This window comes from Sinorhizobium garamanticum (assembly GCF_029892065.1).
Classification (GTDB): Bacteria; Pseudomonadota; Alphaproteobacteria; order Rhizobiales; family Rhizobiaceae; genus Sinorhizobium; species Sinorhizobium garamanticum.
Genome location: NZ_CP120373.1, coordinates 786,443 through 799,249, shown reverse-complemented (window position 1 = coordinate 799,249; position 12,807 = coordinate 786,443). Strand labels below are relative to the sequence as shown.

Genomic DNA, 12,807 nt, shown 5'->3' with positions numbered 1-12,807 from the left:
GGATCGTTTGATCCGGGGCTTTTGAAGCGGACGAGAGCCGGCGGCTATTCCGCCGGTTTGGGTTTCTTCGCGAACAGCGATTTCAGGTTGTCGAAGAGCTCGATCTTCACGCCCTGGCGCTTCATGATGATCCCCTGCTGGAGGATCGACAGCGTGTTGTTCCAGGCCCAATAGATCACGAGACCTGCCGGGAAGGACGCCAGCATGAAGGTGAAGACCACCGGCATCCAGGTAAACAGCATCGCCTGGGTCGGATCCGGCGGCGTCGGATTCATGCGCATCTGCAGGAACATGGTGATGCCCATGATGAGCGGCCAGACACCAAGGTGCAGGAACACCGGTACGTCGAAAGGCAGCAGTCCGAACAGGTTGAAGATCGTCGTCGGATCCGGAGCAGAAAGGTCCTGGATCCAGCCGAAGAACGGCGCATGGCGCATCTCGATGGTGATGTAGATCACCTTGTAGAGCGCGAAGAACACCGGGATCTGGATGATGATCGGCCAGCAGCCCGCCAGCGGGTTGATCTTCTCGTCCTTGTAGAGCTGCATCATCGCCTGCTGCAGACCCATGCGGTCGTCGCCGAACTTCTTCTTCAGTTCCTCCATCTTCGGCTGAACTTTCTTCATGTTCGCCATCGACGCATATTGCTTGTTGGCGAGCGGGAAGAAGATAAGCTTGACGACGATCGTGGTGATCAGGATCGCGACGCCGAAATTGCCGACGAGACGGAAGAAGAAATCCATCATTTTGAACATCGGCTTGGTGATGAAGTAGAACCAGCCCCAGTCGATCAGCTTGTCGAAGTTCGGGATCGAGTAGGCTATTTCGTAGTTGTCGACGACAGGAACTTCCTTGGCGCCGGCGAAGACGAGGTTCTTGACCTCCGAGGTCTGGCCGGGTGCGATGGTGATCGCATCGGCCTTGTAGTCGCTCTGATAGCGGGCGCGACCATCGGTGAAGTGTGAGAAGCGGGTGTCGAAGGGCGTCTCCTGCGGCGGAACGACTGCGGTCGCCCAGTATTTGTCTGTTATGCCGAGCCAGCCGCCGGTCGCTTTGCCGGGTTCTACGGTCTTCTCATCCTCGACATCCGAGTATCCGTATTCCTGGAGGCCATTGTCGCCGGTAACGCCGATGAAGCCCTCGTGCAGGACATAGATGCTCGGAGTGGTCGGCTTATTGAAGCGGGTGACGCGGCCGTAGGAGGAGAGCGAAATCGGTGCCGCGGTTTCGTTCTTGATGCTGTCGACCACCTGGAACATGTAGCGGTCGTCGACCGAGATCGTCCGGGTGAAGGTGATCCCCTTGTCGTTCGTGTAGGTCAGCGTCACCGGCGTGGAAGTGGTGAGCTTGTCGCCGCCCGAAAGCGTCCACACGGTCTGCGGCCCGGGTACCGTTCCGGTCGCATCGGAGCCGATATAGCCGATTTCGGTGAAATAGCCCTCGGCGGCATCCGCCGGGCTCAAGAGGGTGATGATGGGGCTCTTCGGGTCGACGGTCTCGTGGTAGCCCTTGAGCTTCAGGTCGTCGAAGCGTGCGCCGGTCAGGTTGATGGAGCCAGAAAGCGCCGGCGTATCGATTGCCACGCGTGCAGACTTGGCGATTGCCTGGTCGCGGTTTTCGCCGGCGCCGGGGATGGCACCGCCGCCAGGCGCCTGGCCCGGTGTCGCCTGCTGCGTACCGCCCTGAGGTTGAGCCTGTTGCGTCTGCTGGGCTTGTTCCGCAGCGATGCGGTCCTTCTCGATCCTCGGGTTGACATAGAAAAATTGCCAAGCGACGAGGATTAGCACGGACAGTGCAATCGCCACGAAATAATTGCGGTTGTTTTCCATCATGGTTTCCTGGAACCGGCCGAAGGCCGCTTCTGTTTCGGCTTGTTTTCGATGCGATCGCAGAGCGCCCGGGTCAATGTGTCGAAGGGGGCATGCAGCAGATCGCGTCGCGCGACAATCACATAGTCGTGTCCGGGTTTCATTGCAAACCCGGCTGAAAGCCGCACTGCTTCTTTGAGGCGTCGACGCATTCGGTTGCGCTCTACGGCATTGCCGTGCTTCTTGGTGACTGTGAAGCCGACGCGGGCATCACCTTCCAGATCCTTGCGGTCGAGCACTTCGAGGAGAAATAGTGGGCCTTTGCGGCTTTCTCCAGCTCTGACGGCCAAAAACTGCGGACGGCTTTTTAGCCGCCCGACAGTCGTCTTGTCTTTATCTGACGTCATATGCCCGGACATAGCTTTCGGGCAAGCTCGGCTTAGGCCGAGAGACGTTTGCGGCCACGAGCCCGGCGGGCTGCGAGGACCTTCTGGCCACCCTTGGTGGACATGCGTGCACGGAAGCCGTGACGGCGCTTGCGAACAAGCTTGGACGGTTGGTAGGTACGCTTCATTTATTTAAACACCGCGGTGTGCGGCCCTTCTTGAGTTTGCATATTGCAAGAGCGTTTACGTAACCGGGCACAGCTCCGCCTTGCGGGCAGGGTGGCTTGACCGGACGTGCGCGGCTTATAAGGACAAAAGTCCGGCAAAGTCAATTCCCGACGGGCTTTGCGCTGTGCAGGCGGCTCGGACGGCCGGGCTCAACCGCGTGCCTTCGAGATCATGCACCCGGATCTGCAACTTGCTGACGCCCTGCGCCGCGACAACTCGACAGCCGAGCCGACAGCGTTCCATCAGGCGGCTGCGCGTACTGCTAGAAGTGGGTCGGATCGGTGAGGTCTTTGTTAACCACACGTATTTTAGAATTTAATCAAATACGTGTGAAGCGCGAGATACTTCCCGTTTTGGGCGAGTACGCGGTGGGGGCAGGAAATGAAAATTCGTGGGAAAATCTACTTGATCGTTGGCATCATGAGCCTGCTTGCGATCGTCATTACCGGCATGTCGTTGTTGATCGTCTCGGAGTACAACGACAAGCTACATCAATTCCAGAACGCGTCCGACCGGGCGTTCAAGGGCGAACGGCTCAACCGCCTGGTGACCGGTGTCGTCATGGAATCGCGCGGTATCTATGCCGCGCCGACGATCGAAAAAGCAAAGCCCTTCGCAGAGGGCCTCCTCAAGAACCTCGACAAGATCGACGCATTGCTCAAAGACTGGCGTCCGCTTGTTCCTGCCGACAAGCTGTCGTCCTTCGATGCGCTGGCGAGGCGTGCGGAAGAATTCAAGACTTTCCGCACCGAGACGGCCCGTCTCGGCCGAGAGGTTTCGCCGCAGGCTGCCAACGAGCAGGGCAACAACGACGCCAATCGCGCCAATCGCAAGGCTTTCCAGGCCGAGATAGACGTGGTCGTGGACGCCAATCTCGAATCGCTTGAGGCGATTACGGGTGAGATCGCGGCCTTTGAGCGCTCCATTATTCTCGTTGTGCTCGGCATTGCCGGCCTCGGCCTTGTCGCCGGCATCGGTACGGCCTTCTACATCGGCACCAACCAGCTCAGCCGGCCGATCCTCGACCTGACGGGCGTTATGAAACAGCTTGCCGGAGGTGACCTCTCCGTCGACGTGCCCTTCGCCGGCCGCAAGGACGAAATCGGCGACATGGCTGCCGCCGTCGGCATCTTCAAGCAGAACGGTCTCGCGGTGCGTGAACTCAACGCCCAGGAAGCGGCGCTCAGAGAAAAAAGCGCCGATCTCCAGTCGAGCATCGGCGTCGTCGTTTCGGCGGCCGCCGCGGGCGATTTTACCAAGCGCATCAGCAAGGACTACGGCAACGAGGACCTCAATCGCTTTGCCGCGAGCGTCAACGAGCTCGTCGGCAGCGTCGACAGCGGGATTTCCGAAACGCGGCGGGTAATCGCGAGCCTTGCAGCCGGCGACCTGACGCAAAGCATGAACGGCCAATTCCAGGGCGCCTTCGCGGAGTTGCAGAAGAACGTCAACGACACACTCACGACCTTGCAGAGAACCCTGCGCGAAGTGCGCACAACGACCGACTCGATCAATGGCAACGCATCCGAATTGCGCTCTGCCGCGGACGACCTGTCGAAACGCACGGAGCAGCAGGCGGCCTCGCTCGAGGAGACCTCGGCCGCGCTCGACGAGATCACAGCCGCCGTCCGCAGTTCGACCGAGAGGGCACAGGAAGCTTCGGTCATGGTCACCGAGGCCAATCACAGCGCTGCCGAGTCCGCTTCCGTCGTGCGCAGCGCGGTCGAGGCGATGGGCCGCATCGAACAGGCCTCGAACGAGATCGGCCAGATCACCAACGTCATCGATGAAATCGCCTTCCAGACCAACCTTTTGGCTCTCAACGCGGGCGTCGAGGCGGCGCGCGCGGGTGACGCCGGCAAGGGGTTTGCAGTCGTGGCACAGGAGGTGCGTGAACTCGCTCAACGCGCCGCCAGTGCCGCCAAGGACATCAAGGCGCTGATTTCGAAGTCGGGCAGCGAAGTCGCGACCGGCGTCAAACTTGTCCAGGCGACCGGAACCGCCCTCGGCGAGATCGAAACGCGCGTCCTGAAGATCAACGACCATATCCACTCGATCGCGACGGCTGCACGCGAGCAGTCGACGGGGCTTGCAGAGGTCAGCACGGCCGTCAACCAGATGGACCAGGTCACCCAGCGCAATGCCGCAATGGTCGAGGAGGCGAACGCCGCGACCCACAAGCTTTCAGCCGAGACCGGCAACCTTGCGGACCTGATCGCCTACTTCAAGGTCGACCGCGATGCCGCCGGGGCAATCGCGCCGGTAAAGGAAACGAGCCGTCCCGTTGCTTCGCCCGCCCGGCGTATGATGGGTAGCGTCGCTCGAGCCTTCGGCGGCAGTGCTGCCGTGGCGCGGGACGATTGGGAGGAATTCTGAGCCTACAGCGCCGCGCGTCTTATTAGACGCGCAAAGGACGCTGTAGCACTTTGAAATGCTGCATGTTCTTATCCTTAAATCGGCAACGATTTAAGGGAACATGCAGGAGCGCCGCGCGTCTACCGGAAGCGCAAAGGACGCTGTAGCACGTTGAATTTGCTGCCTGTTTCCTTAAAAGCTACGATTTAAGGAAGAGGCAGCAGGGCATCCGGCGTCACGATGTTTTCTCGCGGAGGGCCCTCTACGTTCTCCGCGAGGAAAAACCTTGGGGCAACTGCCCCAACAATGCCAAGGACGATGGCTCTCCTTTTCACGGCAACGTGAGTTGTCAGGGAGAACCGTTCACGGGGACGTTTGATGGCGCGACCATTCGTTATTGGTTCCGGGTCCGGATTCCCTCTAACTCAGGGGTAGATCTCGCCGAAAGCAAAGCCGCATGAACAATGGTGTCAGAAACGGGGCGGAAGGAGCAGCCCCGAACCCTTCGTCAAGGCGCAGTGACGCTGACCATGCGCCACGCCGTTCGCCGTGGCGGTTCGTGCCGTTCGCTCTTCTCGTTGTCGGTGGTGCCGCTTGTTATGCTTTTGGCCTGCCGGACTATCTTTCGTTGACGGCGCTTGTCCATCACCGCGAGACCCTCAGCACCTATGTCGATTCCTATCCGCTCAGAGCCGGTTCCGCCTTCTTTGCGGTCTATGTCGCGGTGGTTGTCTTCTCGATCCCGGCTGCGTCGGTGCTGACGATATTTTCCGGATTCCTGTTCGGCTGCATCACGGGCGGTGTTATTGCGATCGTCGCGGCGACACTGGGATCCTGCCTTCTGTTTCTTGCCGCGCGCGGGGTTCTCGGCGACCTTCTGCGCCCGCGTGCCGGGCGCTTTCTGGAGCGGCTCGCGAAAGGATTCCAGCGCAATGCGTTCCTTTACCTTCTGATCTTGCGGCTGGCGCCGATCTTTCCCTTCTTCATCGTCAATATCGCACCCGCATTCTTTGACGTGCGGCTGCGCACTTTCGCTGCCGCGACGCTGATCGGCATCGTGCCGGGCACACTCGCCTATGCCTGGCTCGGTCGCAGCCTCGACGATGTGATCGCCCGCTCGGCGGCGACCGGCGGCGAGCTTACGCTTTCGGATTTCGCGACGAGGGACATTTCGCTAGGGCTTGCGGCGCTGGCGCTCATCGCGGCATTGCCTCTGGCGTTCAAGCTAATACAGTCGCGCCGCAAGACGGTCTGACGGGGCGGGAAGCGGCGTGGTCCTCAATCCGGATATCTGCGTAATCGGCGGTGGTGCGGCCGGCCTGTCGGTGGCCGCGGGCGCCGCAGCCTTCGGCGTGCCGGTCGTTCTGATCGAACGCGGCCGAATGGGCGGGGATTGCCTGAACTTCGGCTGCGTGCCGTCGAAAGCGTTGATCGCGGCCGCGAAACACGCGCAGGGAATCCGCGCTGCGGAGGAATTCGGTATCGTCACGGGCGAGCCGATCGTCGACTACGAACGATTGCAGGCGCGGGTCCATGCGGTCATCGGCGCAATCGCGCCGCATGATTCGGCCGAACGCTTCGAGAGCCTTGGCGTGAAAGTCATCGCCGATGCGGCCCGTTTCGTCGACGACAGGACGGTCGCAGCCGGCGATCATCTCATCCGGGCGCGGCGCTTCGTGATCGCCACCGGCTCGTCGCCGGCCGTTCCAGCAATTCCCGGGCTCGCCGATACGCCGTATCTCACCAATGAAACGCTCTTCGATCTCAAGCGGCTGCCGGAACACCTCGTCATTATCGGTGCCGGACCCGTCGGGCTGGAAATGGCCCAGGCTTATCGCCGGCTCGGCGCACGCGTGACGGTCGTTGAGAGCGGCAAAGCGCTTTCGAGCGGCGATCCGGAACTGGTGGCGATCGTTCTGGACGCGATCCGTGATGAGGGCACTGTTCTTCACCAGGAAACCGCCATCCTGTCCGTAGAGCGGCACGCGGGCGGCGTGCGGCTGCATTGCGAAAACATTCAAGGGCGGTTTTTCATCGATGGCAGCGACCTGCTGCTGGCCGCCGGACGTGCTCCCAATCACGCTTCTCTCGATCTCGACGTCGCCGGTATTCGCCACGACGCGAAGGGGATCGCCGTTGGCACGGACCTTCGTACAAGCAATCGCCGCGTCTATGCGATCGGTGATGCCGTAGGTGGCCTGCAGTTCACCCATGTCGCGAACTATCACGCGCGGCTCGTGCTGCAGCACATCCTGTTCCGCCTCCCGGCGAGCGAAAACCGCGACATCGTCCCGAGGGTCACGTTTACGGATCCGGAACTCGCACAGGTCGGTGCCGGCGAGGCGGAGGCGCGGGAAAAGTCGGGCCGGGTCGACGTCGTCCGCTGGGACTTTTCCGCCAACGACCGCGCCCGCACCGATGGGCTCGGCCGGGGCCTGATCAAGATCATAGTCGGTCGGCGCGGACGGATCCTGGGTGCTGCGATCGCCGGAGCCGGTGCCGGAGAGATGATCAACGGCTTTGCTTTCGCCGTCGCCAATCGGCTGACGCTCAAGCATTTTCGCGGCTATGTGGCGCCCTATCCGACCTTGTCCGAGATTGGAAAACAGGCATCGATCTCCTATTATGCCCCCGTGGCGCGAAATCCGCTCGTTCGATCCGTGATCGGAATGCTGCGGTATTTCGGCTAGGTCACGATGATTTCGGGTCGAATCGACCTAGGATCATAAACGTGATCGATTCTAATAAGTTGGTACGGGATGCGGGCGGAAAACCGCGCACACTTTTCCTCATCCCGCTCTACTGCATGATTCCTTAAGTCGGAATCGATTTAAGGACAAAATCATGCAGCAGTTCATAGTGTTGCAGCGACCTTAGCGCGTCCGATTGGACGCGCGGCGCTGTAAGTTGCAGGGAATGTTCTAGGTTTATGGTGGAAGACGCGCGTCCGGCCAATGCGAGTGCGAAGCCCCGAGCGGCCGTGGGGTTCCTTCGCGGGCTCTCCGGCAAGCTGCTGCTTTTGACCGTGGCATTCGTCATGCTGGCGGAAGTGCTGATCTTCGTGCCTTCGGTCGCCAACATGCGGATCCGCTGGCTTCAGGATCGATTGAACACGGTGGCCGCTGCGGCCGTCGTGGTCGACGGGCTGCAGAACGTCGAGCTTCCGCGGGCAGTGCAGCGCGACACGTTGATGGCCACCGGAACCAAGGCCATCGTCATTCGCCGCAAGGATGCGTCGCGGATGATCGCCACTGTCGACATGCCGCCGGCAATCGACGGCGAATACGACATCGCTAACTTCACCCCCGTCGCTGCAATACGCGATGCCTTCGACACGCTGCTCTTCGGCGGCAAGCGGATCGTGCGCGTCTATGGCCCGCTCGGCGAAAGCGATGCGACGATCGAACTGGTGATGAAGGACGCCGGCCTGCGCAAGGCGATGCTCGTCTATTCGCGCAACGTTTTCCTTCTGTCGATCGCGATTTCGTTGATTACGGCGGCACTGATCTTTCTCGCCATCAACCGCATGCTGATCGTGCCGATCAGGCGGATGACGACGAGCATGCAGGAGTTTTCCGAAGAGCCGTCCAGCCCGGAGCGACTCCTCGTTCCGCCGGAGGGCGGCGATGAACTGGCGGTCGCCGGTCAGCACCTCGCGAGCATGCAGCGCGAACTGCAGAAAACCTTGAAACAGCAGAAGAGCCTCGCCGAACTCGGCCTCGCTGTTTCGAAGATCAACCACGACATGCGCAACATTCTCTCGTCCGCGCAACTCATCTCCGACCGGCTCGCCGATGTCGATGATCCGGTGGTCAAGCGCTTCGCGCCGACGCTGCTGAGGACAATAGACCGCGCCGTCGGCTATACGCAGGAGGTTCTCTCCTACGGGCGCACGGCGGAGGCAGAGCCGCATCGCCGCTTTGTCGCGCTGCGTCCGCTCGTCGAGGATGTCGCCGAACTTCTCGCCATCGATCGCCAGAGCGGCATCGATTTCGAGATCCAGATACGGGACGACGTCGTGGTCGACGCCGACAGCGAGCAGCTTTTCCGCGTCGTCCACAATATCTGCCGCAACGCCGTCGAGGCGCTGACGAACCACGAGCCGGAGGACGGCCGCAGCAGGTCGATCTCCGTTTCGGCCATGCGAACCGGAAGCGTGGTTACGATTTCCATCGACGACACGGGGCCGGGCATGCCGGCCAAGGCGCGCGAAAACCTGTTTGCCGCCTTTCGCGGCTCGGCGCGCTCCGGCGGCACGGGCCTCGGGCTCGCCATCGCCCGCGAACTGGTGCTCGCCCACGGCGGTACGATCGCACTCGTCGAAAAGCCGACGCCCGGTACGCTGTTCCGCATCGAACTGCCGGATCGCCCAGTGCCGTTGGACGCTTTCCGCTCGAAAGCGCGGCCCTGATATTCGGTCCTCGGGCCGCCGGCGTTCCTATCGCCGGGCCGTGATCGCTCCTTCCGAGCCTTATCCACTGTCGTCGCAAAAATGAAATTTTTCCCGAAAGGCGCTTGCAATCGCCGAAAGGACCCAGTAGAGGATCGCCACGCAAGCGGTTTTCATCGCTTCAGGCAAGCACCCGTAGCTCAGCTGGATAGAGCACCAGACTACGAATCTGGGGGTCAGGAGTTCGAATCTCTTCGGGTGCGCCATTTCCTTCGAAATGCTTGTTTTCCAACAGTTCCGTGGCGTCAGGACAGAGCCGGGAAGAGCGATTCGCTGCCGAATGACGTGCTGGATCTACTGCATGTTTCCTGAAATCGGGTACGAAGGAAACAGTAAACCGGAACGGGCAACTCCTCGAGGCGATGCCCAAATAGCGCCCGGCGCAGCGGGGAACTTCATCGCTTCTCGCCAATGACCACGAGATACTCGCGCCTGATGTGGAGCCCGGCCTCGACCTGGTAGTGCGCGTGATAGGCATCGACGTCGCGCTTCAGCGCGGCCCGTTCGCCCTCGTTCAAACCTTCGTAAAGCATCCGCAACGGCCCGAAGCCGCGCAGGTACCAGTTCCAGATCGCTTCGACGCTTTCATGGTAGGCGTTGTTGGTTCCGGGTTCGAAAGTGAGTGTGAATTCCCGCCCGAGCAGGTCTTCGACATAGGCCGGATCGCCCCAAGAGAGCGGCGATTCCTTCGGTGGCGGCGCGTGAGCGCCGATCACAGCGAAGAAGCGGGCAACAGCGCCCGTCGGCGACCAAGCCGACATGCAGAGCCGTCCTCCTTTGCGGCAGACCCGCGCCAGTTCGCTCGCCGCACGGCGATGGTCCCCGGCGAATATCACGCCGAAGGTCGAGAGCACCTTGTCGAAGCTTTCGTCCGGGAAGGGCAGGTTCTCGGCATCGGCGACACGATAGTCGATCGCCGGCTCGACACCGGTCGAAAGCCGCCGGGCCGCGTCGATCAGATCCGCCGATATGTCGATCGCTTTGACGTCTGCGCCGAAGCGCGCTGCATTGCGCGCGCTCCAGCCGGTGCCGGTGGCAACGTCGAGCACTTTGTCACCCGGCTTCGGGCTCAATCGCTGGACAGTATGTGCCAGCGCGTCCGAGATGGCGAAGCTGACAAGGTCGTAGTGCCTGCCGCCTGCTCCCCAGATTGCTGCCGCCTCGCGGTTATGTTCCTGGATCCCGTCGCTGTCATGTTCCGACATGAAACCCTCCTTCGGCTTTCGAGGACGCCATTTCACCACTTGGCGGGTTTGGTGGCTACTTCACGATCTGTAGTGGGATCGCAATCCTGCCGGGTGTAAACTGCCGCGCGAAAGGAAGTGATCGTGATGAGGAGCTACAACCAGTTCTGCCCGATCGCCAAGGCCGCCGAGATCTTTTGCGAGCGCTGGACGGCTTTGATCCTGCGCGACCTTGCGTTCGGCGCCACCCGCTTTTCCGAGCTGCAGCGCGGCGTGCCCCTGGCTTCGCCGACGCTCCTGTCGTCGAGGCTGAAGAAGCTCGAGGCGGAGGGCGTCATCGTCCGGTCCGTTTCCGACGACGGGCGCGGTCCGACCTATCGGTTGACGCATGCCGGCAAGGAGTTCGTCCCGATCATCATGGCGCTCGGAGAATGGGGCCAGCGATGGTCGCGGCGGACCTTGGCGGAACATGAGGTCGATCTCGGCCTGCTACTCTGGGCCCTTCAAAAGGGGGCGCATCCTGAGCTGTTCGGTACCGAACGCGTCGTCATTCAATTCGAGCTCACAGACCAGGCGGAGAATAAGCGCCACTGGTGGTTCCTCAATCAAGACGGCACCTGTGAACTCTGCCTGAAGCCGCCCGACCGCGACGCGCAGCTCTATGTCATCGTCTCACTTATCGACCTGACACGAATTTGGCGTGGTGACCTGCCGTTTGCTTCGGCACTCCATCACGGGGCGATAGAGCTGGACGGCAGCGCAAGGCTTCGCAAGGTCTTCCCGCTATGGCTCGGCATCAGCCCGCTCGCCCATATCCGATCCGAGCGGAGAGAGCCGTCGGCTAGATCATATACGTCATGGACTCCAAGGAGCCGGAGCGGCGGGAAAACCGAACATGACCGTAGACGGTGACCCACCTCACGGCGCGTCGAACTCCACGTCTCCGTCGAAATCGAAAACCGCTCGAACGCTGAAGATGTGAGCGGTTTCCTCATCGGCATTGCGTGCAAAGGTGTAAGCAGCGGCGAGTGTCCACCCCGTCCCTTCGAATGGCATGTCTTCGCCTTGCTCGTCGTCGGGCTCGTAGATGACCTCGAGATCAGCCAATTGCTCGCGTGTGTCCGGACCACCGGCAACAAGATTTAGCTGCCGGGTATAGGTCGCGACGTAAGTCAAGGGCTCCACTTCAAGCGCAGCGGAGCCGGTGAGGACCAGCGCATCATCCGGACCGCTGTCGAAATGGCGGAGATAGGCCGCCTCGCCGAGCAGCCTCAGCGTCATGTCGTTCATCTCCAGACTTGCGGTCGTGGATGCCAGGTAGGCCAGCTCGTCTTCAGGTGTGAGCCCTTCTTCCACATCCTCGCCGGTAGGCTCTCCGGCCCTCTGGTACCGGAAGCCCAGCCGGTAGCCGAAATCACCGTCCATGTAGCAATCCGTCGGCTCTGCCCCTCTGCAGCCGTCAAGGACAAGCGAGAGCGAAGACAGGCCATCGGTGTTACCGGCGCCACCATCCGACAGGCGCGTCCGCTCCCGGTTGGTGAGAAGGGAATCGCTGAAGATCGATCGGTCGGTCGTGAACGCACTTGCGGCCAGGGCCTGGTCCATCCCGAGACCGTCGAAGTCGAACACGATCTCGGCGCCGACGCGCTCATCCGCGTCGAAATCCGAGACCAGTTCGGTGGCGTTGATACCGGGCGCGACTTCGCTGGCAAGGCTGAAGATCGTATCGAATTTTCCGAGCCTCATGGTCGCCGGGCCCGCTTCGACGGTGGTGTAGAGTTCGGCCAGATAGGTGCCGATCCCTTCGAAAATCATGTTCTCGCCAGGCTCTGGCTCGACAACCGGCTCCGTGATGATGGACGTGACGAACCGCAAATAGTCCGTCGGCGCGAAGAACAGATCGACTGTAAGCGTCGGCTGCAATTCGTCGGATCTCAGAAGCGAGGGGCTGGCGGCAAACAACCAGTCGTTCTGGATCTCCGCGGAAACGTCGTACCCGGCACAGGGCGCAGTGCAGCCTTCGGCGAGCGCCGGCACGGCGTCTTCGGCCATTGCTGTGGTTGGGAGGGCCAGCAACAGCGTGCCGGCGCGGACGAAGGCGAGAAGACGCATACCGATCCGGTCAGTTCCTCGCGCCGACCGCTTGCCGCCGGTCGAACTTCCCCTTGCTCCCTTTCGTATAAAGCGAAATCCGCATGCCGTCGGTTCCTGTTTGACACTTGAGACCGACCATAGCGCATGAAGTGCCTTCCACCAATGTCGCCGCGAAGGGGGAGGCATCCGACACACTGTTCCCGCGAGCGGGATCCAGAGGATTGGACGATCTGGCGGCCTGCACATCTCACATCCGTGGGATGGGTCGCCCAAGTCTTTGAACCACTTGAGTCTTTTCCGCG

General features: G+C 61.3%; 10 protein-coding genes and 1 tRNA gene. 6 read left to right on the top strand and 5 right to left on the bottom strand.

Annotated elements, in window-relative coordinates:
- Positions 1–44: 44 nt before the first annotated feature.
- The 3 genes from yidC to rpmH are packed head-to-tail and all read right to left on the bottom strand — an operon-like array spanning position 45 to position 2,382.
- Positions 45–1,829 (bottom strand): membrane protein insertase YidC, encoded by a 1,785-nt coding sequence (gene yidC, locus PZN02_RS03825; RefSeq protein WP_280661375.1) that lies wholly within the window; start codon positions 1,827–1,829, stop codon positions 45–47.
- Positions 1,829–2,227: a ribonuclease P protein component gene (gene rnpA, locus PZN02_RS03820; RefSeq protein WP_280660290.1), complete on the bottom strand. Its 399-nt coding sequence runs from the start codon at positions 2,225–2,227 to the stop codon at positions 1,829–1,831. The genes yidC and rnpA overlap by 1 nt, the downstream gene beginning before the upstream one ends.
- 20 nt (positions 2,228–2,247) lie before the next feature.
- Positions 2,248–2,382 carry a 50S ribosomal protein L34 gene (rpmH, locus tag PZN02_RS03815; RefSeq protein WP_012706673.1) on the bottom strand — a complete coding sequence of 45 codons (135 nt, stop codon included), beginning with the start codon at positions 2,380–2,382 and terminating at the stop codon, positions 2,248–2,250.
- 421 nt (positions 2,383–2,803) lie between these two features.
- Between rpmH and PZN02_RS03810 the strand changes: the two genes are divergently transcribed.
- The 5 genes from PZN02_RS03810 to PZN02_RS03790 all read left to right on the top strand — a co-directional run bounded on the left by PZN02_RS03810 (position 2,804) and on the right by PZN02_RS03790 (position 9,433).
- Positions 2,804–4,798, top strand: coding sequence for a methyl-accepting chemotaxis protein (locus PZN02_RS03810; protein WP_280660289.1), 1,995 nt, complete (start codon positions 2,804–2,806; stop codon positions 4,796–4,798).
- 436 nt (positions 4,799–5,234) lie between these two features.
- The gene (locus tag PZN02_RS03805) at positions 5,235–6,032 is read left to right on the top strand and encodes a TVP38/TMEM64 family protein (RefSeq protein WP_280660288.1); all 798 of its coding nucleotides are present in this window, start codon (positions 5,235–5,237) and stop codon (positions 6,030–6,032) included.
- 16 nt (positions 6,033–6,048) lie between these two features.
- On the top strand, positions 6,049–7,467 hold the full coding sequence (locus PZN02_RS03800) for a dihydrolipoyl dehydrogenase family protein (protein WP_280660287.1): 1,419 nt from the start codon (positions 6,049–6,051) through the stop codon (positions 7,465–7,467).
- Between the two features lie 239 nt (positions 7,468–7,706).
- A complete protein-coding gene (locus tag PZN02_RS03795) occupies positions 7,707–9,188 on the top strand; it encodes a sensor histidine kinase (protein WP_280660286.1) in 1,482 nt (493 codons plus the stop codon).
- Between the two features lie 168 nt (positions 9,189–9,356).
- A tRNA-Arg gene (locus tag PZN02_RS03790) sits at positions 9,357–9,433 on the top strand.
- Positions 9,434–9,622: 189 nt separating this feature from the next.
- Here the strand turns inward: PZN02_RS03790 and PZN02_RS03785 are convergent.
- Complete coding sequence (locus PZN02_RS03785; RefSeq protein WP_280660285.1) at positions 9,623–10,432, bottom strand: class I SAM-dependent methyltransferase; 810 nt, start codon at positions 10,430–10,432, stop codon at positions 9,623–9,625.
- A gap of 126 nt (positions 10,433–10,558) precedes the next feature.
- On the opposite strand from PZN02_RS03785, the gene PZN02_RS03780 reads away from it, so the two are divergent.
- Entirely contained in the window at positions 10,559–11,323 is a 765-nt protein-coding gene (locus PZN02_RS03780; RefSeq protein ID WP_280661374.1) for a winged helix-turn-helix transcriptional regulator, read from the top strand.
- 6 nt (positions 11,324–11,329) lie between these two features.
- Here PZN02_RS03780 and PZN02_RS03775 read toward each other — a convergent pair whose 3' ends face one another.
- A complete protein-coding gene (locus tag PZN02_RS03775) occupies positions 11,330–12,523 on the bottom strand; it encodes a hypothetical protein (RefSeq protein WP_280660284.1) in 1,194 nt (397 codons plus the stop codon).
- Positions 12,524–12,807 lie beyond the last annotated feature (284 nt).